At 61.0% G+C, this 25,932-nt stretch carries 26 protein-coding genes; 20 read left to right on the forward strand and 6 right to left on the reverse strand.

The window, feature by feature from the left end:
• Positions 1-21: 21 nt before the first annotated feature.
• Complete coding sequence (gene ispH, locus PAE61_RS11155) at positions 22-978, reverse strand: 4-hydroxy-3-methylbut-2-enyl diphosphate reductase (protein ID WP_271115138.1); 957 nt, start codon at positions 976-978, stop codon at positions 22-24.
• Positions 979-1,076: 98 nt separating this feature from the next.
• Between ispH and PAE61_RS11160 the strand changes: the two genes are divergently transcribed.
• Complete coding sequence (locus tag PAE61_RS11160; protein WP_271112460.1) at positions 1,077-2,261, forward strand: PQQ-dependent sugar dehydrogenase; 1,185 nt, start codon at positions 1,077-1,079, stop codon at positions 2,259-2,261.
• A 128-nt stretch (positions 2,262-2,389) separates the two neighbouring features.
• Here PAE61_RS11160 and PAE61_RS11165 read toward each other — a convergent pair whose 3' ends face one another.
• Positions 2,390-2,956 carry a LabA-like NYN domain-containing protein gene (locus PAE61_RS11165; RefSeq protein ID WP_271112461.1) on the reverse strand — a complete coding sequence of 189 codons (567 nt, stop codon included), beginning with the start codon at positions 2,954-2,956 and terminating at the stop codon, positions 2,390-2,392.
• 49 nt (positions 2,957-3,005) lie between these two features.
• Between PAE61_RS11165 and folK the strand changes: the two genes are divergently transcribed.
• The 11 genes from folK (at position 3,006) to PAE61_RS11220 (ending at position 15,581) form a co-directional block, all read left to right on the forward strand.
• Positions 3,006-3,671: a 2-amino-4-hydroxy-6-hydroxymethyldihydropteridine diphosphokinase gene (gene folK, locus PAE61_RS11170; protein WP_353620353.1), complete on the forward strand. Its 666-nt coding sequence runs from the start codon at positions 3,006-3,008 to the stop codon at positions 3,669-3,671.
• Positions 3,672-3,674: 3 nt separating this feature from the next.
• A complete protein-coding gene (rpoZ, locus tag PAE61_RS11175; protein WP_271112462.1) occupies positions 3,675-4,031 on the forward strand; it encodes a DNA-directed RNA polymerase subunit omega in 357 nt (118 codons plus the stop codon).
• Between the two features lie 19 nt (positions 4,032-4,050).
• A complete protein-coding gene (locus tag PAE61_RS11180; protein ID WP_271112463.1) occupies positions 4,051-6,177 on the forward strand; it encodes a RelA/SpoT family protein in 2,127 nt (708 codons plus the stop codon).
• 39 nt (positions 6,178-6,216) lie between these two features.
• Entirely contained in the window at positions 6,217-6,906 is a 690-nt protein-coding gene (locus PAE61_RS11185; protein ID WP_271112464.1) for a DUF2062 domain-containing protein, read from the forward strand.
• A gap of 209 nt (positions 6,907-7,115) precedes the next feature.
• Positions 7,116-8,678, forward strand: a complete 1,563-nt coding sequence (locus tag PAE61_RS11190; RefSeq protein ID WP_271112465.1) for a 2-isopropylmalate synthase — start codon at positions 7,116-7,118, stop codon at positions 8,676-8,678.
• Between the two features lie 325 nt (positions 8,679-9,003).
• On the forward strand, positions 9,004-10,038 hold the full coding sequence (locus PAE61_RS11195) for a rod shape-determining protein (protein WP_271112466.1): 1,035 nt from the start codon (positions 9,004-9,006) through the stop codon (positions 10,036-10,038).
• Between the two features lie 15 nt (positions 10,039-10,053).
• Positions 10,054-11,010 carry a rod shape-determining protein MreC gene (gene mreC, locus PAE61_RS11200; RefSeq protein ID WP_271112467.1) on the forward strand — a complete coding sequence of 319 codons (957 nt, stop codon included), beginning with the start codon at positions 10,054-10,056 and terminating at the stop codon, positions 11,008-11,010.
• On the forward strand, positions 11,007-11,534 hold the full coding sequence (locus PAE61_RS11205; RefSeq protein ID WP_271112468.1) for a rod shape-determining protein MreD: 528 nt from the start codon (positions 11,007-11,009) through the stop codon (positions 11,532-11,534). Before mreC ends, PAE61_RS11205 begins: the two co-directional genes overlap by 4 nt.
• On the forward strand, positions 11,534-13,480 hold the full coding sequence (gene mrdA / locus PAE61_RS11210; protein WP_271112469.1) for a penicillin-binding protein 2: 1,947 nt from the start codon (positions 11,534-11,536) through the stop codon (positions 13,478-13,480). Before PAE61_RS11205 ends, mrdA begins: the two co-directional genes overlap by 1 nt.
• Positions 13,480-14,619 (forward strand): rod shape-determining protein RodA, encoded by a 1,140-nt coding sequence (rodA, locus tag PAE61_RS11215; protein WP_271112470.1) that lies wholly within the window; start codon positions 13,480-13,482, stop codon positions 14,617-14,619. The genes mrdA and rodA overlap by 1 nt, the downstream gene beginning before the upstream one ends.
• A 59-nt stretch (positions 14,620-14,678) precedes the next feature.
• The gene (locus tag PAE61_RS11220; protein WP_271112471.1) at positions 14,679-15,581 is read left to right on the forward strand and encodes a 2-hydroxyacid dehydrogenase; all 903 of its coding nucleotides are present in this window, start codon (positions 14,679-14,681) and stop codon (positions 15,579-15,581) included.
• An 11-nt stretch (positions 15,582-15,592) separates the two neighbouring features.
• On the opposite strand, the gene PAE61_RS11225 is transcribed toward PAE61_RS11220, so the two are convergent.
• Both PAE61_RS11225 and PAE61_RS11230 read right to left on the reverse strand, forming a co-directional pair.
• Positions 15,593-16,351: an SseB family protein gene (locus PAE61_RS11225; protein WP_271112472.1), complete on the reverse strand. Its 759-nt coding sequence runs from the start codon at positions 16,349-16,351 to the stop codon at positions 15,593-15,595.
• Positions 16,338-16,937 (reverse strand): uracil-DNA glycosylase family protein, encoded by a 600-nt coding sequence (locus tag PAE61_RS11230; protein ID WP_271112473.1) that lies wholly within the window; start codon positions 16,935-16,937, stop codon positions 16,338-16,340. Before PAE61_RS11230 ends, PAE61_RS11225 begins: the two co-directional genes overlap by 14 nt.
• Before the next feature lie 183 nt (positions 16,938-17,120).
• Here PAE61_RS11230 and PAE61_RS11235 point away from each other — a divergent pair, with 183 nt between their 5' ends.
• From PAE61_RS11235 to PAE61_RS11250, 4 genes are read left to right on the forward strand one after another with little or no spacing between them, the layout of a single operon-like run.
• On the forward strand, positions 17,121-17,774 hold the full coding sequence (locus PAE61_RS11235) for an ABC transporter ATP-binding protein (protein WP_271112474.1): 654 nt from the start codon (positions 17,121-17,123) through the stop codon (positions 17,772-17,774).
• Positions 17,758-19,434, forward strand: a complete 1,677-nt coding sequence (locus PAE61_RS11240) for a KpsE/RkpR family capsule polysaccharide export protein (protein ID WP_271112475.1) — start codon at positions 17,758-17,760, stop codon at positions 19,432-19,434. The genes PAE61_RS11235 and PAE61_RS11240 overlap by 17 nt, the downstream gene beginning before the upstream one ends.
• Positions 19,431-20,267, forward strand: a complete 837-nt coding sequence (kdsA, locus tag PAE61_RS11245; RefSeq protein WP_271112476.1) for a 3-deoxy-8-phosphooctulonate synthase — start codon at positions 19,431-19,433, stop codon at positions 20,265-20,267. The genes PAE61_RS11240 and kdsA overlap by 4 nt, the downstream gene beginning before the upstream one ends.
• Positions 20,264-21,595, forward strand: a complete 1,332-nt coding sequence (locus tag PAE61_RS11250) for a mechanosensitive ion channel family protein (RefSeq protein WP_271112477.1) — start codon at positions 20,264-20,266, stop codon at positions 21,593-21,595. Before kdsA ends, PAE61_RS11250 begins: the two co-directional genes overlap by 4 nt.
• A gap of 22 nt (positions 21,596-21,617) precedes the next feature.
• Here the strand turns inward: PAE61_RS11250 and arsC are convergent, their stop codons facing one another.
• Complete coding sequence (gene arsC, locus PAE61_RS11255; protein WP_271112478.1) at positions 21,618-21,965, reverse strand: arsenate reductase (glutaredoxin); 348 nt, start codon at positions 21,963-21,965, stop codon at positions 21,618-21,620.
• Positions 21,966-22,045: 80 nt separating this feature from the next.
• On the opposite strand from arsC, the gene PAE61_RS11260 reads away from it, so the two are divergent.
• The gene (locus tag PAE61_RS11260; protein WP_271112479.1) at positions 22,046-22,402 is read left to right on the forward strand and encodes an SUF system Fe-S cluster assembly protein; all 357 of its coding nucleotides are present in this window, start codon (positions 22,046-22,048) and stop codon (positions 22,400-22,402) included.
• Positions 22,403-22,453: 51 nt separating this feature from the next.
• On the opposite strand, the gene PAE61_RS11265 is transcribed toward PAE61_RS11260, so the two are convergent.
• Positions 22,454-22,657 (reverse strand): SlyX family protein, encoded by a 204-nt coding sequence (locus tag PAE61_RS11265; protein ID WP_434803070.1) that lies wholly within the window; start codon positions 22,655-22,657, stop codon positions 22,454-22,456.
• Between the two features lie 45 nt (positions 22,658-22,702).
• Here PAE61_RS11265 and hisS point away from each other — a divergent pair, with 45 nt between their 5' ends.
• The 3 genes from hisS to hisG are packed head-to-tail and all read left to right on the forward strand — an operon-like array spanning position 22,703 to position 25,916.
• Positions 22,703-24,193, forward strand: a complete 1,491-nt coding sequence (gene hisS / locus PAE61_RS11270) for a histidine--tRNA ligase (RefSeq protein WP_271112481.1) — start codon at positions 22,703-22,705, stop codon at positions 24,191-24,193.
• Positions 24,187-25,248, forward strand: coding sequence for an ATP phosphoribosyltransferase regulatory subunit (locus PAE61_RS11275; RefSeq protein WP_271112482.1), 1,062 nt, complete (start codon positions 24,187-24,189; stop codon positions 25,246-25,248). Before hisS ends, PAE61_RS11275 begins: the two co-directional genes overlap by 7 nt.
• Entirely contained in the window at positions 25,242-25,916 is a 675-nt protein-coding gene (gene hisG, locus PAE61_RS11280; protein ID WP_271112483.1) for an ATP phosphoribosyltransferase, read from the forward strand. The genes PAE61_RS11275 and hisG overlap by 7 nt, the downstream gene beginning before the upstream one ends.
• Positions 25,917-25,932: the final 16 nt, after the last annotated feature.

Consider the following 25,932-nt stretch of genomic DNA (forward strand, 5'->3'; position numbering starts at 1 on the left):
AAGCACCCCCGGTGCGGCGTTTCAGGCAGGGACGCGCAGGACGCGTGGCACCTTGAATTCGACATTTTCCTGCGCCGTCTCGACGATCTGCACATCGACCTCGAAACGGGAGCGGAACGCGTCGATCACCTCATTGACCAGCACTTCCGGGGCGCTTGCCCCGGCGGTCACGCCAACCGCCCGGACTCCTTCCATTGCCCGCCAGTCGATCTGATCGGCACGCATGACAAGCTGCGAATAGGCGCAGCCCGCCGCTTTCCCGACCTCGACCAGACGGCGCGAATTCGACGAGTTCGGCGCACCGATCACCAGCAGCGCGTCGATTTTCGGCGCAACAGATTTCACCGCCGCCTGACGATTGGTCGTGGCATAGCAGATATCTTCCTTGGCCGGTCCCACGATCGAGGGAAACCGCGCCTGCAACGCTGCCACGATCGCGGCGGTATCATCGACGGAAAGCGTGGTCTGGGTGATGAAGGCAAGGCTCTCGGGGTCGCGCGGCTCGATTATAGCGACATCATCCACGGTTTCGACCAACAGAACCTCCCCCTCGGGAAGCTGTCCCATCGTGCCCAGAACCTCGGGATGCCCGGCATGGCCGATCATCACCATTTGCAGACCGTCGCGGGAATGCCGTTCAGCCTCGACATGCACCTTGCTGACCAGCGGGCACGTCGCATCGACATAGATCATCTCGCGCCGCTGCGCCTCGGCCGGGACCGATTTCGGCACGCCATGCGCGGAAAAGATCACCGGGCGGTCATCGGGGCATTCATCCAGCTCCTCGACGAAGATCGCACCTTTTTCGCGCAGCCCGTCCACGACGAATTTATTATGCACGATTTCGTGACGGACATAGACCGGAGCGCCCCATTTCTGCAGCGCCATTTCGACGATCTTGATCGCCCGGTCCACACCGGCGCAGAAGCCGCGCGGCGCGGCGAGATACAGGGTCAGAGGAGGCAGCGCATGTTCCATAGCGCCGGGGTAACCCGCCCGGCGGGGAAAATCCAGTGGACCCAAGCGCCGCGCCGGGCGTTGTGATCCCATCAAGGACACAGCGCAGGAGATATGGGATGAAAATCTTTTCAGGCACCGCAGTCGCTGCAATCATGATCGCAGGAGGTGCATTTGCGGCACCCTGGCCACAGGCCGAGCCGAATACGGATTATCAGCCTGCCTTTGCCGGACAGACCCGTGCAGAGGCGATGAATAGCGGGGTCGAGTTGAATGTCGAGCCTGTCGTCGAAGGTCTTGCCCACCCGTGGGCGGTCGAGTTGCTGCCCGAGGGCGGAGCGCTGATCACCGAACGGCCGGGCCGGTTGAAATATTACGATAATACCGGAACGATCAATGATGTTTCGGGAATCCCCGAGGTCTCTGCCGGCGGTCAGGGCGGCCTGCTGGATGTCGCTTTGTCACCGGATTTCGCGGAAAACCGGGTGATTTTCCTCAGCTATGCCGAACCGCGTCAGGGCGGCAACGGCACGGCGGTCGCCCGCATGGTTCTGGCAGAGGACGGCGCGTCGGTCAGCGATGTGCAGGTGATTTTCCGCCAGACGCCGACCTATGACGGTGACAAGCATTTCGGCAGCCGCATTATTCCCGCACCTGACGGGACGTTGTTCATCACTCTGGGCGAACGCTCTGACGTGCCGATCCGCGACACGGCGCAGGATATGCAGAACCATCTGGGTAAGCTGATCCGCATCACGCCGGAGGGGAATATTCCCTCGGATAACCCCTTTGCAAATGGTGAGGCCGCGCTGCCAGAGATCTATGCAAGCGGGCTGCGCAATGTGCAGGCGGCGACGCTGGATGGTAACGGCGAGCTGTGGACCATCGAGCACGGCCCGCTTGGCGGGGATGAAATCAACAAGCCCGAATCGGGCAGGAATTACGGCTGGCCGGTCATCGCCTATGGTCACAATTACGATGGCAGCCCGGTGAATGAGGGTATCTCTGCCCGCGAAGGGATGGAGCAGCCGATCTATTACTGGGACCCGGTGATCGCCCCTTCGGGCGCGGATTTCTATGACGGAAACCTGTTCAACGGCTGGCAGGGCGATCTGCTGGTGGGGGCGATGAACCCGCCCTCTCTGGTCCGGCTGTCGGTCGATGGCGAGCGCGTCACGGGTGAAGAAAGGTTCGATCTGGGCGTCGGCCGGGTCCGGGATGTCAAGGTCGCCGAGGACGGCACGATCTGGATCGTCACCGATGAGAATCGCGGCGGGCTGTATCGTCTGACGCCGCAGGGCTGAGGCGCGGACATCCCTGTCCAACGGGTTCCGTCGCCGGAATAGCGTCGGCTCCGGATAGGCATTGGCGGGCGATTACGCCCGCCAATGTATTTCGTTTCATCTTCTGATGGGCAGCTTGATCGGACGGATCAGGTTTCCAGAACCTGTTCTTCCTGCGCGGTAATTTCCCGAGGGGGACGACCGATTACGTCACGCAGCGCGTCGAGTTCGATGAAGTTGTCGGCCTGCCGGCGAAGCTCATCCGCGATCATCGGCGGCTGGCTGCGTGTTGTCGAGACAACCGAAACGCGGACACCCTGACGCTGAAGCGCCTCAACCAGCGGGCGGAAATCGCCATCGCCCGAGAACAGCACCGCATGATCCAGCCGCGGCGCGAGTTCCATCGCGTTCACGGTCAGCTCAATATCCATATTGCCCTTGATTTTCCGGCGCCCAACGGCATCGGTGTATTCTTTTGCGGGCTTCGTCACCAAGGCGAAGCCGTTATATTGCAACCAGTCGACAAGCGGCCTGATCGGAGAATATTCCTCATTCTCCAGCAGGGCGGTATAGTAATACGCCCGGAGCAATTTTCCCCGGCGTTCGAATTCCTGCCGGAGCAGCTTGTAATCGATATCGAACCCAAGCGATTTAGCGGCTGCGTAAAGATTTGCACCATCAATGAAAAGTGCAAGACGATCGTCTTTATAAAACACGTAATCTCCCTCGACACGCCTCCTCTGACGCGTCAGATAAAAATTGCAAATGCTGGAAACGATTGCCGGAACCAGAATGTCGTCTAAATTAGCCCTACTTGCCCTTGGGGCAAACTTGTCTTCTTCGTCAGGTGCTCCGGCACAGACAATTCGCACATCTTTACAATTAATTAACGAACGAATCGGTACAGATCTTGTGGCCGTCTCGCGGTTCTACACCACCCCGGCTTTTCCGGCGGGAGGCGGTCCCGATTATGTGAATGCCTGCGCCAGTCTTTCCACCAGCCTGTCCGCGCAGAATCTGTTAAACGAACTGCATTCTGTCGAGACCAGTCTGGGCCGCAGCCGTGAAGGCGCAGGGCGGTGGGGAGCGCGGGGAATAGATATCGACCTGCTCGCGCTGGACGACACGGTTTTGCCCGACGCCACAATGCAGGATGCGTGGCGGTTTTTGCCTGCCGAACGCCAGCGGAGCGAGGCACCCGCGCAGTTGATCCTGCCTCATCCGCGCATTCAGGATCGCGGTTTCGTTCTGGTTCCTTTGGCCGATATCGCGCCCGGCTGGCGCCATCCGCGCATCGGGAAAACCGTGGCGCAGATGCTGGCCGCCCTGCCCCCGGAGGAACGTCTCTCGGCGCGTGTTTTTCTTGACAATCCCGCAGAAACTCACCAAGTAACCTTTTCCGCCTCTGATCTGATTCGAACCGATAGGTGATTCATGGCCCGCGTGACCGTCGAAGATTGTGTCGACAAAGTTCCGAACCGCTTCGACCTGGTGATGCTTGCCTCGCATCGTGCCCGCGAAATCGCGACTGGCAGCCCACTGACCGTTGATCGCGACAATGACAAAAACCCCGTTGTCGCCCTGCGCGAAATCGCTGACGAAACGCAGCAGGTCGATGATCTGCGCGAAAGACTGATCGAGTCCAGCCAGACCCAGATCGAGGTCGATGAGCCCGAGGAAGACGCAATGGCGCTTCTGCTTGGGGCTGAGGTCGACCGTCCCAAACCCGCTGACGAGGAATCCGAAGAGAAAATGCTTCGGATGATGCTGGAAGCGAACCAGCGCGGCTGACGGGAAACGGGGTCTTCGATTGGAAAAATTCGACGTCGAAGACCTTCTCGCGCTTATCCGGAACTACAATCCGCGCACGGATGAGGATCTGATCCGCCGCGCCTTCAGCTATGGCCAGCATATGCATGCGGGCCAGTTCCGTCATTCCGGCGAGCCCTATTTCACCCATCCCGTCGCTGTCGCCGCCATTCTCACCGAGATGCGGCTGGACGATGCGACCATTGTGACCGCCCTGCTGCATGACACGATTGAGGATACGCGCTCGACCTGGGGTGAGGTTGCGGATCAGTTCGGCCGCGAGATCGCCGATCTGGTGGATGGCGTCACCAAGCTGACCAATTTGCAGCTTTCCGGCAGCCATTCGAAGCAGGCCGAGAATTTTCGCAAGCTTTTCATGGCGATGACGCGTGATCTTCGCGTCATTTTGGTCAAGCTGGCCGACCGGCTGCACAATATGCGCACGATCCGCGCAATGCGCCCGGACAAGCAGGCGAAGAAGGCACGCGAGACGATGGATATCTATGCGCCTCTGGCCGGGCGCATGGGGATGCAGTGGATGCGTGAGGAACTGGAAGACCTCGCCTTCAAGGTCATCAATGCCGAAGCCCGCAACTCGATCATCCGCCGTTTCCTGACGCTACAAAAGGAATCCGGCGATGTGATCGCGCAGATCACCAAGGATATCCGCACCGAGTTGGACCGCGAAGGGATCGAGGCGAATGTCTATGGCCGCGCAAAGCGTCCGTTCAGTGTCTGGCGCAAGATGCAGGAGAAGCGGCTGACCTTCTCGCGCCTTTCGGATATTTACGGGTTCCGGGTCATCGTCGGTTCGGAAAGCGAATGTTACCGTGCGCTTGGCCTGATCCATCGCCGCTGGCGGGCTGTGCCGGGGCGGTTCAAGGATTATATCAGCCAGCCCAAGGCGAACGGGTATCGCTCGATTCACACCACCGTGACCGGCCGTGACGGCAAGCGGGTCGAGGTGCAGATCCGCACCCGCCAGATGCATGAGGTGGCCGAGGCGGGCGTGGCCGCGCATTGGGCCTATCGCGACGGGGTGCGCTCGACCAACCCGTTTGCCGTCGATCCGGCCGAGTGGATCGCGCAGTTGAACGAACGCCTTGGCGGCGAGGATCACGACGAGTTTCTGGAACATGTCAAGCTGGAGATGTATTCCGATCAGGTCTTCATCTTCACGCCCAAGGGTGACGTGATCCAGTTGCCGAAGGGCGCGACGCCGATCGATTTTGCCTATGCGATCCACACCCGGATCGGGAACAGCACGGTCGGGGCCAAGGTAGACGGTATTCGCGTTCCTCTGTGGACACGGCTGAAAAACGGTCAGGTGGTCGAGATCATTACCGCCGCAGGTCAGCGTCCGCAGGCGGCATGGCTGGAAATCGTACAGACAGGGCGGGCCAAGTCGGCAATCCGCCGTGCGCTGCGCGAGGAGGACCGGGCGCGACTGATCCGGCTTGGCTCGGAACTGGTGCGGATTTCCTTCGAACATCACGGCAGGCGGGTGACGGACAAGGCGCTGCGGACCGCCGCATCGAAGCTGGCCCTGCCCGATGCGGATGAGCTTCTGGCCAGAATAGGCTGCGCCGAGTTATCCGCGCAGGAAGTCTTGCAGACGCTTTATCCCGAGCTCGGCACAAGAAAGGAAACCGTCGATCCCAAAAGACCCGTTGCCGGGCTTGAGGCGGATCAGACTCTGGGCCGTGCCGATTGCTGTCAGCCCCTGCCCGGTGAGAGGATTGTCGGGATCACCTATCGCGGGCGCGGGATCATTATCCATGCCATCGACTGCCCCGCCCTTGCCGAGCTTGAGGGCGAGCAGGATCTGAAGCGATGGGTCGATCTGCAATGGCGGGAGGGAACGCATCCCCCAGCCTATCCGGTGACGCTGACCGTCACGATCCGCCACGATGCCGGTGTGCTGGGACGGATCTGCACCCTGATCGGCAGTCAGGGCGCGAATATCTCGGATCTGGTCTTTGCCGACCGGAAGCCGGATTTCTATCGCCTGCAGATTGAGGTCGAGCTTCACGGCACGGATCAGCTTCACGCCGTGCTGACCTCGCTTGAGGCGGAATCCGATGTCGCGCAGGTCTCGCGTCTGCTAAGGCCGGAACTTGCACCATGACACCACGTTAAGCCGGCTGATCCAAGCGAAGCAGACCCGATGTTCAAGCGCCGCAAGCCCCGAAGCTATTCGCAGATGGCGACAGAGATGATCTATCCGCGCGGCGGCTGGCTGCGGGCGGGTCAGTATGTGCTGCATCGGCTGCGCCGCCTGCCCGATCAGCCGCATCGTATCGGCCGGGGCGTGGCCGCCGGGACCTTCGTCTCCTTCACTCCGCTTTACGGCCTGCATTTTCTCGCTGCTGCGGGCATAGCTTGGATTCTGGGCGGCAATATTCTTGCCGCGCTGCTGGGAACCTTTGTTGGGAATCCCATTACTTTCCCGTTCATCGCCTATGGCTCGACCTGGCTTGGCAGAGAAATTCTCGGGCTCCACGGCGACATGTCTCCGAAGATGATCTTCAACGAATTCGCGGATGCGACGGCGCAAATATGGCAGAATATCGAGGCTGTTTTCGGGCCTGAAAAGACCCATTGGGATCGTCTGGAATCGTTCTTTCAGGACATTTTCCTGCCCTATCTGGTCGGGGGCGTGATTCTCGGGACAATTGCCGGGGTGGCGATGCATTATCTGACCGTGCCACTGATCCGCGCCTATCACCGCCGCCGCGCCCGTCTGCTGGCCCGCCGGGTCGAGCGTCTCCGTACCGCCGCGACCCAGCAACCGCCGGGACGGTCCGGCGATCCCCGTCCGGTCAGGCCGACCGGAAAAGCCGGGGACGAAAAATAGGGGTTTTCAACCTCGCAACCGCTTGTATAGTCACGTTCATGACCCGGACGCGACATATCGCCCCTTCCCGTGATGCGCAGATCAATGCGCGTTTCGCCGTGAACCTCCGCGGTCTGCTTCTTCTTACGCTGCGCTGAGCGGGTCCAGCCGGGCCGCCGCTCAGCCGGTCAAGTGCCCGGCGTCAGACCCGTTCAAGCAAGAGAAGCAAAATGACCGACAAGAACCGCGTATATATTTTCGACACCACCCTGCGTGACGGCGAACAATCGCCCGGCGCGACCATGTCCCATGCCGAAAAGCTGGAGATCGCCTCAATGCTGGATGAGATGCATGTGGATATTATCGAGGCAGGATTTCCCATCGCCTCGGAAGGCGATTTCAAGGCGGTGTCCGAGATCGCGAAACAGTCCCAGAACAGCGTGATCTGCGGACTGGCCCGCGCCCAGATCCCCGATATCGACCGTTGCTGGGAGGCGGTGAAACACGCCAAGCGCCCGCGCATCCATACCTTTATCGGCACCTCGCCCCTGCATCGGGCAATCCCGAATCTGGACATGGACCAGATGGCCGAGCGGATCGAGCAGACCGTGACCCATGCCCGCAATCTGTGCGACAATGTGCAGTGGTCTCCGATGGATGCCACGCGAACCGAACATGATTATCTGTGCCGGGTCGTCGAGATCGCGATCAAATGCGGTGCGACGACGATCAATATCCCCGATACGGTCGGCTATACCGCGCCGCGCGAAAGCGCCGAGCTGATCCGCATGCTGATCGAGCGCGTTCCCGGTGCGGATGAGATCATCTTCGCCACCCATTGCCACAACGATCTGGGCATGGCGACGGCGAACTCTCTGGCCGCTGTCGAGGCCGGTGCGCGTCAGATCGAATGCACGATCAACGGTCTGGGCGAGCGGGCAGGTAATACCGCGCTTGAAGAAGTCGTGATGGCGATGCGGGTGCGCAACGATATCATGCCGTTCAGCACCAATATCGACACGACGAAGATCATGGGGATCAGCCGCCGGGTCGCTCAGGTTTCGGGGTTTCCGGTGCAGTTCAACAAGGCGATTGTCGGCAAGAATGCCTTCCTGCACGAATCCGGCATTCATCAGGACGGTGTGCTGAAGAATGTCGAGACATTCGAGATCATGAAACCCGCCGATATCGGGCTGAACGCCGCGAATATCGCGATGGGCAAGCATTCGGGCCGCGCCGCGCTGCGCTCGAAGCTGAAAGATCTGGGCTATGAGATCGGCGACAATCAGTTGAAGGATGTTTTTGTCCGCTTCAAGGCGTTGGCCGACCGCAAGAAAGAGGTCTATGACGAGGATATCGTCGCTCTGATGCAGGACAGCGCTGCCAATACCGGCGAGGATTTCCTGCAGGTCAGGCATTTGCGCGTGATTTGCGGCAGTGACGGGCAGTCGGCCGATCTGACGCTGGTCGTGGACGGGGAGGAAAAAACCGCCTCGACCAGTGGCGACGGGCCGGTCGATGCGGTGTTCAACGCGGTGAAAGAGATCTATCCGCATGAGGCAAGGTTGCAGCTTTACCAGGTCCATGCGGTGACCGAAGGCACGGATGCGCAGGCCACCGTTTCCGTCCGGATGGAGGAAGAGGGCCGTATCGCCACAGGACAGGCTGCCGATACAGATACGATTCTGGCCAGCGTGAAGGCCTATGTCGGGGCGCTGAACCGGCTGAGAGTCCGCCGTGATATGATTGGCAAGGATGGCGACGCCAAGCAGGTCAGTATGTATTCCCATTAAGCAGACAGGCACCGCCCTCCGGGGCGTTGCTTTTCATTCGATGAGGCGACGGTGACATATCCTCGTATCGCTGCCGCCTGCATGGCAGGGTTACGGGACGGCCAGATCCGCAAGACCATTGTCGCACTTATCGCTTGCGCTGCCGCTGCAAGAGCGGCAATCCACCGCCTGTCCGGTGCAGAGCCAGATACGGCCAGCAAAATAGGGTTTCCCGACAGTCCATGCTGGCATATACGGGGCGGCATCTTAGCACCCGGGGCGACTCGGGCAGCAGAGATCTGATTGAGCAAGCCGGCAGCAGTCCGGCATCTAAGGATAAGGCAGGATGGCATTCTTCGGGCTGTTTTCGACAGATATCGCGATCGACCTCGGGACCGCGAACACGCTTGTTTACGTCAAGGGCAAGGGCATCATCCTGAATGAGCCTTCGGTCGTTGCCTACCACGTCAAGGACGGGAAAAAGCAGGTTCTTGCGGTGGGCGAGGACGCAAAGCTCATGCTCGGCCGCACCCCCGGCAGCATCGAGGCGATCCGCCCGATGCGCGAAGGCGTGATTGCGGATTTCGACAGCGCCGAAGAAATGATCAAGCATTTCATCAAGAAAGTTTTCAAACGGACAACTTTCTCGAAACCGAAGATCATCGTCTGCGTCCCGCATGGCGCAACCCCGGTGGAAAAACGCGCGATCCGGCAATCGGTGCTATCAGCGGGCGCTCGCAAGGCCGGGCTTATCGCAGAGCCGATTGCGGCGGCGATCGGTGCCGGGATGCCGATCACCGATCCCACGGGCAGCATGGTCGTGGATATCGGTGGCGGCACGACCGAGGTTGCCGTGCTGTCTCTGGGCGATGTCGTCTATGCGCGCTCGGTGCGGATCGGCGGCGACCGTATGGATGAGTCGATCATCAACTATCTGCGCCGCAACCATAATCTTCTGATCGGCGATCAGACCGCCGAACGGGTAAAGACCTCTATCGGCACGGCACGGATGCCCGATGACGGGCGCGGCGCGACCCTGCCCGTCCGGGGCCGCGATCTGCTGAACGGTGTCCCGCGTGAGCTAGAAATCACTCAGGCAATGGTGGCCGAGGCGCTTTCCGAGCCGGTGCAGCAGATCTGCGAAGCGGTGATGGTGGCGCTTGAGGCGACCCCGCCCGATCTGGCCGCGGATATCGTGGACCGGGGCGTGATGCTGACCGGCGGCGGGGCAATGCTGGGCGATCTGGACCTGTCGCTGAGGGAACAGACCGGCCTGTCGATCTCAATCGCGGATCAACCGATGAGCTGCGTTGCGCTTGGCACCGGCAAGGCGCTTGAATATGAAAAGCAGCTTCGCCACGTCATCGATTACGACAGTTAAGGCGGGGCCGGCGCGATGGCCCGCAAGGGTTACGATTTTGCCACCCCTGTCCGCCGTATCCTGATCGGACTGCTGGCCCTTTTCCTGCTGGCGCTGTTCCTGTTCTGGCGCATCGACAGCCCGCGTGCCGAGGCGATGCGCTCGGACGTGGTGGACCGGTTCGTGCCGGGCATCGAATGGGCGCTTGCGCCTGTGACCCGGTTCAGCCGCATGGTGTCCAGCCTGCAAAGCTATTCACGGATCTACGACCAGAACCAGGAATTGCGGCGCGAATTGCGCGAGATGGAGCGGTGGAAGGAAGCCGCCGTCCAGCTTGAGCAGGAAAACGCCAAGTTGCTGGCACAGAATAATGTACAGCTCGATCCTTCGCTGACCTCGCTGACCGGGGTGGTGCTGACCGATTCGGGGACGGCTTTCCGGCAATCCGTGCTGCTGAATGTCGGTCGCCGCGACGGGGTGGTCGATGGCTGGGCGGTCATGGACGGTCTGGGGCTGGTGGGCCGGATTTCAGGGGTCGGCAACCAGACAAGCCGCGTCGTCCTGCTGACCGATCCGTCATCGCGCATCCCGGTCCAGATCCAGCCATCGGGCGAGAATGCGCTACTGAACGGCGATAACTCGACCCTGCCGACGCTGGATTTCATCGAACATCCCGAGAATGTCCGCCCCGGCGACAGGGTTGTCAGTTCGGGTGATGGCGGGGTGTTTCCGCCCGATATCTTGATCGGTCAGGTGGTTCAGGGCAGCGATGGCAGGATGCGGCTGCGCATGGCGGCCGATTACGGGCGGCTGGAGTTTCTGCGCGTTCTGCGCTCTCACCCTGCCGAGCGGCTGGAAGATGGCGGCGCATTGATTCTGCCACCCGAGCCGGGGCTGATCGGGCCGCAATTCCCGCCTGCGCCTGCTGCGCGGCCGGATGCGGAAGAGCCGGAATCCGGCCCGGCTGCCGCCCCTGTGATCGGTCGGCCATGAACGGCCCGCTGAGACACAGCCTGAGCGGAACAGTAGCCTTTCTGCTGTTCGGGCTGCTGATCTTGTTCGTCCGACTGATGCCGCTCAGCCCGGGCGATCCCGGCCTGCCCGGTGCGGATCTGACGCTGTGCCTCAGCTTTGCATGGGTGCTGCGCCGCCCGGATCAGGTCCCCGCACTATCCATCGCCGGGCTTGCCCTGATCGGTGATCTGCTGCTGGACCGCCCCTTCGGTCTGTGGAGTTTCCTGCTGCTGATCGGCACAGAGATGTTGCGGGCCCGTTACCAACGCTGGTCCGATCAAGCATTCTTGTTCGAATGGCTGAGGATCGCGATCCTAACGGGCTTGATGATGATCGGCTACAGGACGACAATGATCCTGTTCCTGCTGCCGGTCCCCTCACTTGGTCCTGTGGTTCTTGTCTGGCTGGCAACTGTGGTGGCCTATCCGGTCGTCGTCATGGTCCTTTATCTGATCGGCGTCCGGCGGTTGAGCAAGGCTGAGCTTGAAATGATGGTAAACTGATGCGGAAATCGCCCAAGGATACGATCGACAGTGCGCGGATCATCTCGCGTCGCGGGGTCATGCTGGGTGGCATTCAGGCCGCCGTGATCGGAACGCTGGTCTGGCGGCTGCGCTCGATGCAGTTGGAACATGCGGATGAATACCGGCTGCTGTCCGATGGGAACTCGATCAAGATCCGTCTGATTCCGCCCGCGCGGGGTCTGATCCATGACCGCAATGGCCGAGTCATCGCCGGAAATGAACAGAATTACCGCGCCACGATCACGCGCGAGCTTGCCGGAGATGTCGATCAGGTCGTCGCAAAGCTGCGCAATCTTGTCCCCATGACCGATGAGGAAGCCGCGCAACTGATCGAAAACATCTCGAAGCGCAGCGCCATTACGCCGGTCAGCATCGGCGATCATCTGAGCTGGGAAGAGTTCAGTTCGATTGCCGTGAATGCCCCTGCCCTGCCCGGCGTACAGCCTGAATCGATTCTGTCCCGGGTTTATCCTCAGGACGGGGATTTCTCTCATGTTCTGGGCTATGTGGGCCGCGTGTCGGATTACGATCTTTCGAAGATGGAGGATCCCGACCCGGTGTTGATGCTGCCCGAATTCCAGTTCGGCAAGGTCGGTGTCGAAAACAAGCTTGAGCCGCTTCTGCGCGGAAAGGCCGGCACCCGCCGGGTCGAGGTGAACGCCGCAGGGCGCGAGATGCGGGAATTGTCGCGGCAGGAAGGTCAGCAGGGCGCGACGGTGCAGATGACTCTGGATGCGGGGCTGCAGAACTATGCCGTGCAGCGGCTTGGCACCGAGTCCGCCGCGGCCGTCGTGATCGATGTCACGAATGGCGACATCATGGCCATCGCCTCGGCTCCGGTCTTCGATCCGAATCTGTTCGTGCGCGGCATTTCCTCGGCGGATTACAAGGCGCTGATGGAGCATGATCACCGCCCGCTTGCCGACAAGACCGTGCAGGGCGTCTATCCTCCGGGATCGACCTTCAAGATGGCGACGCTGCTTGCCGGGCTGGAATCGGGGATCATCAATGGCGGGACCAGCTATTTCTGCAACGGAGGTCTGGAGGTTGCCGGGCGCCGTTTCCATTGCTGGAGCCGGGGCGGTCACGGTTATGTGAACCCGATCGAGAGCCTGCAGAAATCCTGCGACGTATTCTATTACGAGACCGCGCGGGCTGTCGGGATCGACCGCATCGCCGAGATGGCGCACAAGCTTGGGATGGGGGTCGAACATGATCTGCCCATGTCAGCGGTCGCGACAGGTATCGCGCCCGACAAGGCGTGGAAGCAGGAACGCTATGGCCAGCCCTGGGTGATCGGCGATTCGCTGAATGCCTCGATCGGTCAGGGTTTTGTGCTGGCCTCTCCGTTGCAGCTTGCGGTGATGACGGCGCGGGTGGCCACGGGGGTTGAGGTCAAGCCCCGGCTGGTCCGCGCCATTGACGGTGAAATGCAGCCCGTCACCGAATTCGCCGATCTTGGCATTGCCGCCAGAAATCTGAGAACGGCGCGTCAGGGGATGGATGCGGTGATGAATTCCTCGGTCGGTACGGCGCGATCCTCTCGTATCGTGGCAGAGGAATGGCGCATGGCCGGAAAGACCGGCACCAGCCAGGTCCGCAATATCACCGCGGCAGAGCGTGCCCGCGGCGTGATCCGCAACGATCAGCTTCCTTGGAACCGGCGCGACCATGCCCTTTTCGTCTGTTTCGCCCCCTATGATGCGCCGAAATATGCCGTATCGGTTGTGGTCGAACATGGCGGCGGCGGCTCGGCGGTCGCGGCGCCCATTGCGCGGGATATCCTGCTTTATGCGCTTGCGGGCGGCGTGCCTCCGCTGACCGCTTACCCTGACGGGCAGCGCGGTCAGGTCGAAGAGATGCATCGCAATATGCGGCTTATCCCTCCAATGGCCGGGACCAGCGGTGGAAGGACCCGGGCCTGATGAGCTATCTCAACTATCATGTGGCGGAAACGCCGCGTGGCTTCCGCAAATTCCTTGCGCTGAACTGGCCGCTTATCTTCCTGATCGGCGCGGTGGCCTGTGTCGGGTTCCTGATGCTGTATTCCGTTGCGGGCGGCGATCTGGACACATGGGCGCGCCCTCAGATGGAGCGTTTTGCCGTGGGAATGGTCGCGATGATCGCTCTGGGCTTCGTGCCGATCTGGTTCTGGCGCGGCATTTCTGTCTTCGCCTATCTGATCTGCATCGCCCTGCTGATCGCGGTCGATCTGTTCGGCCTTGTCGGCATGGGGGCGCAACGCTGGATCGATCTTGGCCCGGTCCGATTGCAACCTTCCGAGCTGATGAAAATCGCACTCGTGCTGGTTCTTGCCGCCTATTACGACTGGCTGAGCCTCGACGAAGTGTCGCGTCCGCTATGGGTCCTGATCCCGGTGGTGGTAATTCTGATCCCGACAGCACTGGTGCTTCAGCAGCCTGACCTTGGCACCTCGATCCTGCTTCTGGCAGGCGGCGGCATCGTGATGTTCGCCGCAGGGGTCAGCCTGTGGTATTTCGGCGCGGTCATCGCCGCCGGGGCGGGGCTTGTCTGGACGGTTCTGGCAAGCCGGGGGACAAGCTGGCAATTGCTGCTCGATTACCAGTTCCGCCGCATCGACACGTTTCTGGACCCCTCATCCGACCCGCTTGGCGCGGGGTATAACATCACTCAGGCACAGATCGCGCTTGGCTCCGGGGGTTGGTCCGGGCGCGGCTTCATGGAGGGCACCCAGTCGCGGCTGAACTTCCTGCCCGAAAAGCACACGGATTTCATCTTCACCACTCTGGCAGAGGAATTCGGCTTTATCGGCGCGGGCTCGCTGCTGCTGCTTTATGCACTGATTATCGGCTTCTGTCTGTATTCGGCCCTGACCAATCGCGACCGTTTCGCTAGCCTGCTGACGATCGGGATCGCCGGGACGTTCTTTCTGTTCTTCTCGATCAATATGGGCATGGTGATGGGGCTGCTGCCGGTTGTCGGGGTTCCGCTGCCTCTGGTCAGCTATGGCGGCACGGCGATGATGATCCTGCTGATGGCATTCGGCATGGTGCAATCGGCGCATGTCCACCGCCCGCGATAGGACAGAAGGCGCTTTCCGGTTCATCCGGCCCTGTGCCGCGATCTGCAAAGGAAGACGAATTGCGCGTATTATTCGCCGCTGACGGATGGAACGAGTGGGCTCCGGCGCTGCGCCGCGCCATGCCGGAAATAGAGCTTCTACGGGAGGCCCCTGCGGACAGCGTGGCGGCGATCATCTATGCTCCCGGAGGCAATGGCTGCGATTTTTCCGCATATCCCTCTGCACGGCTGGTGCAGAGCCTTTGGGCGGGTGTTGAAAAGATTGCACCTGATCTGGCGCTGACCCAGCCTCTGGCCCGGATGGTCGATCCGGGGCTTCAGCGCGGCATGGTGGAATACTGCACCGGCTGGACACTGAGGCTGCATCTCGGGATGGATCGCTATTCGCAGGATGGCATCTGGCGAAACGATCTGGTCCCGCCTCTGGCACAAGACCGCCGGGTTACGGTGCTTGGTGCAGGTGCGCTTGGCGGTGCGGTGGCGGAGGCGCTGTCGCGTCTGGGTTTCGAGGTGGCAGGCTGGTCGGCCTCGGGGCGGAGCATTGACGGGGTTTTGTCCCTCTCTGGCGGTCAGTTGGATCAGGCGCTTGCCCGTGCGGATATTCTGATAACCCTGCTGCCCGACACGCCGGAGACGCAGAATATTCTGAACCATCGCAATTTGGCGATGTTGCCCTCCGGGTCCGTCCTCATCAATCCGGGACGCGGCGTGCTGATCGACGATGAGGCCCTGCTGTCGGCCCTTGACGATAACCGGATCAGCCATGCCGTGCTGGACGTCTTCCGCACCGAGCCTTTGCCGCCGGATCACCCCTATTGGTCGCATCCGAAAGTCACCGTGACACCGCATATCGCAGCAGCGACACGGGCAGAGACTGCCGCGCCGGTTGTCGCGGAAAACCTGCGGCGCGTGATGCGGGGGGAGCCGCCCCTGCATCTGGTCGACCGCAACAAGGGTTATTAAGGTTTTCCGCCTCAGAAGCGGAGGATTGGCGGTTTGTCCGGATCGCTGCCGGGCGCTCGCGGTGCCGATGGTTCTTCCGCGGCATGTTCCACCCGCAGGATAAGGGCCGTTTCGGGAAGCGGCAGGTCGAAAGCGACATCGCAGGCAGATGGCAGAGGCGGAAGAAACGCAATCAGCTCTGCCACGGCTTTAGCGATCCGGGAACGGTGATCCGGTCCTGCACCGTCTATCACCACCAGATGCCCCTCTGCACCGTCCTGCCATTCGGCCGAGACCAGAGCCGCCGACTCTACCAGACCCACCATATCGGCCAGTCTTGAAGCCAGAGGCTCGGCCAGAGCCGCCACCATCGCGGGCGATGGGGCCGACAGCCGCGCCGGGCCGGATTGCTCCTCATCAAGGCTGGTCGATAATATTTCGGCCAGCCACCGAAGCGTCGCGGGTTCCAGCAGCATTTCGGATGGAGCGCCGGGATTCACCATCAGGGTCAGGTTTTCTTCCGCCAGCATTGCCGCAAGCACCCGCCCCGGCATCGCCGCATAGGCAATAGCAGCGCCAAAGAACCCTGCCAGCCGGTCCTCGGCATCAGAAGCAATCGCCATCTGCCCTTCGGCAAGATCGAACAAGCGCAGGGTGATGCGATCCTCGACAGGCTCTGCTTCCAGCGCCACGAAAATCTCGGTATCGGCCAGCCGGTTCAGCACCCGTGCGCGTGCGGCATCGCTGAGCTCATGAAACGGCGCTTCGCAAAGCGCATCAAGCGGAGTCATTCAGCACCTCTCTGACACGGTGGCGCAACACCGGAAGCAGTTCCTCTTCGAACCACGGATTGCGCCTGAGCCACCCGGTATTGCGCCATGAGGGATGAGGCAAGGGAAACAGGCCGGGCGCATGGCTGCGCCACCCCGCGACCGTGGCCGTGACGCCACCGCGCGTATCCAGATGCCAGCGTTGCGCATGGGCACCGACAAGCAGCGTAAGGCGCGGTTGCAACTGCGCCATGACCCGCTTCCGCCATGTCGCCGCGCAGACTGGTGGCGGCGGCAGGTCCGAACCCTTCGCGTCATAGCCCGGAAAACAGAAAGCCATCGGCACAATTGCGATATGACGGCGATCATAGAATTCCGCGCGATCCACCCCCATCCATTCCCGCAGACGGTCGCCCGAGCGGTCATCGAACGGCCTGCCGCTGGCATGAACACGCGCACCCGGAGCCTGCCCGGCGATCAGTACAGACGCACCCCGCGTAAACCACACCACCGGACGCGGAGCATGCGCCGTAGCGGTGGCCGCAAAGCGACCGGCGCAAATCCGGCAAGCGCTGATATCCTCGATCAGTCTGTCTGACGTGTTCATAACGTGAAGTTAATCATCGCGACGCAATGGAAAAGACACGCCGGAGAAATCTGTAAAACCCTCACTTTACGGTCAGTGGACTTCACCCGGGTTCCTTTCTATCTTGCCACCGCCCGGTAAGGTCTTCTCGCCGGGGGTTGAAATTGCGCCGGTCTGCCAATCGCCGACCGATGGACATGGTTGATGCTGGAATTCGATAACGTCTCGAAGTCATTCTGGACCGGAACGCAACGCAAGGTCATTCTGGACCGGGCCTCGTTTCGCGTCGAGTTGGGGCGTTCGCTTGGCATTCTCGCCCCGAACGGGACAGGCAAGACGACAATCATCAATATGATGTGCGGGCTTGAGCAGCCCGATGAGGGTACGATTCGCCGCAATTGCCGGATTTCCTTTCCGCTGGGTTTCATGGGAGGGGTGGTCAGCAAGCATTCCGCCAATGAAAACTCCCGCTTCATTGCACGGATTTACGGGCTGGATCCGGATTATGTTTCCGCTTTCACCCGCTGGCTGACCGATATTGACGAATATTTCGATATGCCGGTCGGCACTTATTCTTCAGGTATGCGGCAGCGTTTCGTCTTTTCCCTGCTGCTGTCGCTGGAGTTCGATATCTATCTGATCGATGAAGGTATGCCGACTGCCACGGATGTAAATTTCAATCGCAAGGCGGGACAGGTTCTGAACGAACGGCTCAAAAGTTCTACCGTTGTCATCGTCTCTCATCAGGCCCAAATTCTGGAACAATTCTGCCGTGAGGCCGCCGTGCTGCGGGACGGAAAACTCTTCATGTTCGAAACGCTGGACGAGGCAAGACAATATTATGACTACACCGCCTAGGGTGCGCACCTTCCGCCGCCAGCGCAAGGAATCGATTCTTGACGTTCAGCAGGACGCAGGCCGCCGCGCCGCGGCGGATCTGGACGCCGCGACAGCCAGCAGCGCAGCGGCGATGTCAGATTCTCAGGAGGAACCATCTCTTAAAGCACGCATAGAAGCCGTCAAATCGGAAGAGCTTACGGGCCGTCAATTGCGCCTTGCCCGCCGGATCGCGGCGATGCACGGGATCGATGTTGATTCTGATGAAGAGGCGGTTGTCATGCTGCGTGACCGCGGTGTGGATCCGTTCCATCGTTCGTCGCTGGCAAATGTGCTTGCAAGTGCTGGAGTCAGCGGTGCGGACGATCAAGCCAAGGCTGAGCAGGGACAGAAAAGATCCCGCGCTACCGGAAGCCAGCTTGCGTTACGCCGCGAACCGCCCGTCCCGGCAGGCGGCCAGGCTTTGGGACAGATTACCCCGGTCAAAGTACCTGCGGACCGCGCGAATCTGCCATCACGCGAAGAAATGACCGAAGAACGTCGCGCGGCGGAAATTATTCGTATCCAGCGTGACATTGCACGCCGCCGCCGCATCCGGCAATTCTGGCTTGCCGTCCGGCTGCTGCTGATGGTCGGCATTCCCACGATCATCGCCGGCTGGTATTATTTCCGCGTCGCAACCCCGCTTTACGAAAGCCGGTCCCAATTCCTGATCCAGCAAGCCGATTCCGGGGCGGAGACAGGAGGCGGCTCAATGCTGAGCGGGGTCATGACGAATCCGGATTCTGTCAGCGTACAGAGCTATCTCGTTTCAAAAAACGCGATGCTGCGACTGGACGAAGAAAACGGCTTCCGGGAAGCCTTTCAGGACCCGGCGCTTGATCCATTGCTCCGACTGCCGCCCGATGCCAGCGACGACGACGCCTTTAAGCTCTATAAGGATATGGTGAGCGTCAGCTATGATCCGACCGAGGGCGTACTAGACATGGACGTTGTCGCGCCGGATCCAGAGCTGAGCCGGGACTTTTCGCTGTCGCTCATCAGCTATGCCGAAGGTATGGTTGACGACATGACAACGCGTATCCGCGACGATCAGATGCAAGGAGCGCAGCAGAATTATGAATCCGCAGAACAGAGCGTTCGCGACGCTCAGGCAGCGGTTCAGGAGTTGCAGGAACAGATGGGGGTCCTGGACGCCGCCTCGGAAAGCAGTCTGGTCATGAGTAGGATTGGCCAGTTGCAGTCGACGTTGACCGAAAAACAACTAGAGCTGGCGCAACTTCGGTCCAACCCGAATCCAAATGCCAGCCGTGTGCAAGGGGTTCAGGGCGATATCGACCGCCTGCGAGATCTGATGGAGGAAACCCGCGCGGAGATGACCGAAAGCAGTGAATCGCGAAGCTCGCTTGCTCAGGTCAGCGGCAGGCTCAGGATCGCCGAGGCTGATCTTGAAATCCGTCAAGGCTTGCTTGCCACCGCGGCAGAACAATTGGAACTGGCACGTGTCGAGGCGAATAAGCAGGTGCGCTATCTGTCCCTGTCGATCGCGCCGCTTGCTGCTGAAGATGCGACATACCCCAAAGCCCTCTCGAATACGATCGTGGCTTTCCTTATATTCATGGGCATATATCTGATGCTGTCGCTGACAGCCTCGATCTTGCGCGAACAGGTCTCCACATGAAGCATGTCTCCATCGGAAATATAAGCTGCGGCAACGATCTGCCGCTGACGGTTATCGCCGGGCCATGCCAGCTTGAGACGCGCGACCATGCGTTCATGATCGCTGAAACCCTGATAAAAGCCTGCGCCGATGCCGGGGCTTCCTATGTTTTCAAGGCAAGTTACGACAAGGCGAACCGAACTTCTCTGAAGGGGCAACGCGGCATCGGGATGGAAGACGGGCTGCGTATCCTTGAGGAGGTACGGCAGCGCTTCGGCTGCCCGGTGCTGACCGATGTGCATGATATCGAGCAGGCTCGCATGGCGGGCGACGTCGTGGATGTCATCCAGATCCCGGCCTTCCTCAGCCGACAGACAGACCTGCTTCTGGCGGCCGGCGAAACCGGCGCGGTGGTGAATATCAAGAAGGGTCAGTTTCTGGCGCCCTGGGATATGCCGAATGTCGTGGACAAGGTCGCATCGACAGGAAATGAGAATATCCTGCTGACCGAGCGTGGGGTCAGCTTCGGCTATAACACGCTTGTCGCGGATATGCGGTCGCTGCCGATCATGGCCCGCACCGGCTATCCGGTAATCATGGACGCCACGCATTCCGTGCAGCAGCCCGGAGGTCAGGGCGGATCGACCGGCGGGCAGCGCGAATTTGCCCCTGTCATGGCCCGCGCCGCTGTCGCACTTGGCGTTGCAGGCGTCTTTATCGAAACGCATCAGGACCCGGACAACGCCCCCTCTGACGGGCCGAACATGGTCTATCTGGACCGGATGCCGACGCTGATCGCCAGCCTGATGCAGTTCGACAGGTTGGCAAAATCCGATCCCGTTATGACAGAATGAATAAGCTCGCAGCCGGATTTCTGTATGTCCTGCTTTTTCTAGCCCCGCTAACAGGGCTTGCGCAGGAGACTCCGGATCAGCCTGCGGGCACGATCGACGTCGCGGCAGACGAATCCACCGATTCTGCAATCGGGAATCGCATTGGCGACATCCTGTCCGAGCTGGACGGTTATGAGGATGTCTCGGTCGAGGTCGATTCGGGCATCGTGACACTGGACGGCACGGTTCTGGACAATGCCGCGCTGGAAAGGCTGGACCGGCTTGTTACCCGCGTCGACGGGGTGGTCGAAATTCAGAATAATGTGCGTGAGAATACCGATCTCCGCGCCCGGCTTGAGCCGGTGGCGCAGCGCTTCCGCGACCGGCTGTTCCAGACCATTGCCTTCCTTCCTCTGCTCGCCGTCGCCCTGCTGTCGGCACTGCTGATTGGCTGGATCGGCGGGCGTGTCGCGCGACTTCGTCAGCCCTGGGAGCGTGTCGCGCCGAATGCGTTCATCGCCGAGATCCTGCGCACGGCGATCCGGCTGGCCTTCTGGCTGGCCGCCATCGTCGTGGCGCTCGATATTCTTGGCACAACGGCACTTCTGGGAACATTTCTGGGCGCAGCGGGGATATTGGGGATCGCGCTTGGTTTCGCCGTGCGCGACACGGTCGAGAATTTCATCGCGTCGGTCATGCTGTCCCTGCGCCAACCATTCCGCCCGAATGATCTGGTTGAGATCGAGGGGAATGAGGGCCGTGTCATCCGCCTGACCAGCCGGGCCACGACGCTTCTTTCGCTGGACGGAAATCACATCCGCATTCCAAACTCCACGGTCTTCAAGGCGGTCATCACCAATTATACCCGCCATCCGGCCCGTCGCTTCGCCTTTGATCTGGGCGTCGATGCGGATTCGGATCTCGGCGCAGTGCGCGAATTGGGGCTGACCACGCTGCAAGGGCTGGATTTCGTGCTGCCCGCACCAGAGCCCGCCGTCTGGGTGGCGGAAGTCGGCGATTCAAATGTTCTGATGCGGTTTTCCGGATGGGTGACTCAGCAAGGGACTGAGTTCAACAAGGCGCGGGGCGAAGCGATCCGCATTCTGAAGGAAACGCTGGAAACCGCCGGTTATGGTCTGCCAGAGCCGATTTACCGTGTTCGCATGGAGGATATTACCGAACAGCCTGTAGTGAAGGAGGCTCCGAAACCGCCACCGCAGCCGAAAGCGCTCCCTGTTGAATCCGAATCTGCGGATATGCGTCCCGATGCAGGTTTTGAACGCATGGTCGAGGCCAGCAAGGACGAGGGCGAACCGAACCTGCTTTCCGAAGACGCTCCACAGGAATAGCAGGTACTGCGCGGGCCTGCGGTTAAAGAATCTCGTCCAGCACCTCTATCGGGCGTACCAGCCTTGTTCCCTTTCCGGTCACAACGATAGGCCGGTTCAGCAGAACCGGGTGTTCGGCAATCGCCGCCAGAAGCTGATCATCGGTCAGATTTTCGTCATCCATCCCCAGCTCGGCATAGGGCGTCCCTTTCTTTCGCAGCAAACCACGGACGCCAAGCCCCGAATCGTCGGCGAGGCTGCGCAACGTCGCGGCCGATGGCGGGGTTTTGAGGTAGAGGATAATCTCGGGCTCCAGCCCGCGCGACCGGATCGCTTCAAGAACCTTGCGCGAGGTGACGCATTTCGGATTGTGATAGATTGTCGGAATCATCTTGGTCCCCTGCGATGGTGGGTCTGGAAGCGGCGCCCATCATTGCATATATTCGATGTCAACAGAACGGGATGATGCCAATGGACGATAATCTGCAGGAAGGTGAGCCGCTGATCCGGCCCTCTTCGACCGAACACCCGCTTTATGATCCGGTGGTTGAGGCCTGCCGTACCGTCTATGATCCTGAAATCCCGGTGAATATCTATGATCTCGGGCTGATCTATACGCTGGATATTTCCAATGAGGGGATGGTCAAGGTGATCATGACCCTGACCGCTCCAGGCTGCCCCGTCGCGGGCGAGATGCCTGGATGGGTTGCCGACGCCGTCGAAGCGGTTCCCGGTGTGCGCGAGGTCGATGTCGAAATGACCTTCCAGCCGCAATGGGGCATGGACATGATGTCCGAAGAAGCCCGGCTGGAACTGGGTTTTATCTGACGAAGGGTTAAACCCGGCCCGCCTGCACGGTTCCGGAAAGGCCGGATCGCATCACCAATGCGGCGGGCGCTGATCCGCCAGAGGCAGCGAATTGCTGCCATCGGCTTCCCGTTCCGCCTCACGCTGCATCAGCATCCCGACACGCGATGTCACCCGCGACAATTCGCGATCCTGACGGGCCACGACCTCGGAAAGCTCCTCGACGATCCGCACCAGATGCGCAATCTCTTCTTCCAGCCTCTGCAACTTGTCCATCCCATCCATCTCCGTTAAGCCCCACACGAGACGGAGACAGGTTCCATGCCGCAGGACAAGAAAAAACAACCCCGCCCGAAAGCTGTCACGCCCAAGGGTTTTCGCGACTATTTCGGCGCTGAGGTCACTGAGCGCAAGCAGATGCTGGACCGCATCGCGGAAATCTATCATCTGCACGGCTTCGATCCGCTGGAAAGCTCTGCCGTCGAAACGGTCGAGGCTCTGGGAAAATTCCTGCCGGATGTGGACCGTCCTAATGCCGGTGTGTTCGCGTGGCAGGAAGAGGATGTGCCCGGGGGCGGTTCAGGCGACTGGCTGGCGTTGCGCTATGATCTGACCGCGCCGCTTGCCCGTGTCGCCGCGCAATATCGCAATGACCTGCCGACGCCATATCGCCGTTATGCGATGGGGCCGGTCTGGCGGAATGAGAAACCGGGTCCGGGCCGGTTCCGGCAATTCTATCAATGCGATGCCGATACGGTCGGCAGTGCCTCGGTCTCGGCGGATGCGGAAATCTGCGCCATGCTTGCGGACGCGTTGGAAGGCGTCGGCATCTCGCGCGGCGATTACCTCGTGCGGATCAATAACCGCAAAGTGCTGAATGGCGTGCTGGAAGCGGCAGGTGTCGCGGGTGGCGACAAGGCAGATGACGTGCTGCGCCAGATCGACAAATTCGACAAGGTTGGCGAGGCTGGCGTGCTGGCGCTGCTGACTGAGGGCCGCAAGGACGACTCCGGCGCCTTTATCGACGGGGTGGGCCTGACCAGAGAGCAGGCAGAGCCGGTGCTGCGCTTTCTCACCTCGCGCGGCATGGATAACGCCATGACGCTGATGAATCTGCGCACAGCGGTCGGTCCCTCGGCCATCGGCGCGGAAGGCGTCGAAGAGCTTGCGCAGATCGCCGCGCTTCTGCGCGGCCTCGGCGTGGGCGAGGATCGCGCCATCATCGACCCGTCCGTCGTGCGCGGTCTGGGGTATTACACCGGCCCGGTCTTCGAGGCCGAACTTACCTTCGAAATCCTCGACGAAAAGGGCCGCAAACGGCAATTCGGCTCTGTCGCCGGGGGTGGCCGCTATGACGGTCTGGTCGAGCGTTTCACTGGCCAGAAAGTCCCCGCGACCGGCGTGTCAATCGGCGTTGACCGCCTGTTTGCGGCGCTTCGCGCCAAGGGACTGGCTGGCGCGGAAACGCGCGGCCCGGTCGTCGTCACCGTCATGGATCGCGACCGCATGGCGGATTATCACAGCATGGCCGCCGAGCTGCGCGCTGCGGGCATCCGCGCCGAAGTCTATCTGGGCAATCCGAAAAATTTCGGCAACCAGCTTAAATACGCCGATAAACGCGCCGCCCCCATCGCCATTATTCAGGGCGGGGATGAGGTCGAACGCGGGGTCGTGAAGATCAAGGATCTGATCCTCGGGACAAAGCTGGCCTCGGAAGTCAGTCATGAGGAATGGAAATCCCAGCCTGCGCAGACCGAGGTTCCGCGTAACGGACTGGTGGCCGCAGTGCAGGAGATCCTTGCGCGATGGTAAGCACAGCCGCCAAGCAGCAGGTTGGGCAGCGCATTCTCTCGGCTTTCCGACAGGCCGGCGCATCCGAGGTCGCGCCGGATATTCTGCTGGATGCGGCCACTCTGCTGGATCTTTACGGCGAGGATATCCGCGCCCGCGCCTATGTGACCACCGATCCGGTGCGCGGTGAGGTCGCCCTTCGCCCCGACTTCACCGTCCCGGTGGTGCAGATGCATATGCAGGACGGCGCAGAGCCCGCCCGTTACTGCTATCTGGGAAAGGTCTTCCGCAAACAGGATCACGGCGATACCCGCCCCGAACAGCCCCGCGACAACGAATATTTGCAGGCAGGTTTCGAAATCTTCGCCCGCGACACCCAAGCCGATGCCGAGATATTCGCGCTGTTTCACGAACTGCTTCAGCCCTACGGTCTGAATGCGGCAATGGGCGATATGGACATCCTGCTGGATGCGGTCCGCGCCCTGCCGGTTTCGGATGCACGCCGTGCGGCGCTTCTGCACCATGTCTGGCGCCCGATCCGCTTCTCCCGGCTTCTGGCGCGTTTCTCGGCGCCAGTCGAACCGCGGAACCTGCCGGACTCCGACGCTCCCTGGACCGGGCTGCGCAGCGGAACCGAAATGGAAACCCGTATCGGCACGCTGACTGCCGAGGCCGATGAAGCCCCTCTGCCCGCCGAGTGGAGTGACCGGCTGACCCGGCTTTTCGCCATCGACGCCCCTGCCCCTCAGGCAGTCGAGGCACTGCGCGTCCTTGCCGCCGAAATTCATCAGATCGCCGAAGCGGTCGAGCGTCTGTCGCAACGCCTTGACCAGATTGCCGCGCGGGGCGTGGACCCGGCGACAATCCGCTTCGCCGCCAGTCACGGTCGCGAAACAATGGAATATTACGACGGCATGACCTTCACCTTCACCGCCGACAAACCGGACTGGCCGCCCATCGCTTCGGGCGGGCGCTATGATGCGCTGACCGCGCAACTGGGTCAGGGCCGCGCCATCCCGGCCGTGGGCGGCATCATCCGCCCCGGCCTGATCGCCGAGTTGGAGGCGATATGCTGAAACTCGGTATCCCCTCCAAGGGACGGCTGATGGAGGACAGCTTCAACTGGTTCGCGGATCGCGGCATCACCCTGTCCCGCAGCGGATCGGATCGCGAATATGCCGGACGTGTGGAAGGCGCGGACCTGTCTCTGGTGCTGCTTTCGGCGGGAGAGATCCCGCGCGAACTCGCCTCGGGCCGGATCGATCTGGGTGTCACCGGCTCGGATCTGGTACGCGAGAAACTGGCCGGCTGGCGCTCGGATGTGCGCGAACTCACGCCGATGGGTTTCGGGCATGCCGATCTTATTCTCGCCGTGCCTGCCGCATGGCGCGATTGCGAGAATCTGGATGATTTCGCAGCGATCACCCGGCAATTCCGTGAAAATCACGGCTTCCGCCTGCGTATCGCCACGAAATATCACCGCCTCGTCCGCGCCTTTCTGTCAGAGGCCGAAATCGCGGATTATCAGCTTGTGGACAGTCAGGGCGCGACCGAGGGCACCGTCGCCAATCTCACCGCCGAGGCCATTGCCGACATTACCAGCTCTGGCGCGACGCTCCGCGCCAACCATCTGAAAATCCTGCCCGACGCGCTTATCCATGCCAGTCAGGCAACAGTATTCGCCTCACTGAAATCGGATCAGGCGGAAATCGACGAATTCATAATGCAACTCAGGATCGCCTGAGCGCCTCTTCATCCTG

Source organism: Paracoccus aerodenitrificans (assembly GCF_027913215.1).
GTDB classification, from domain to species: domain Bacteria; phylum Pseudomonadota; class Alphaproteobacteria; order Rhodobacterales; family Rhodobacteraceae; genus Paracoccus; species Paracoccus aerodenitrificans.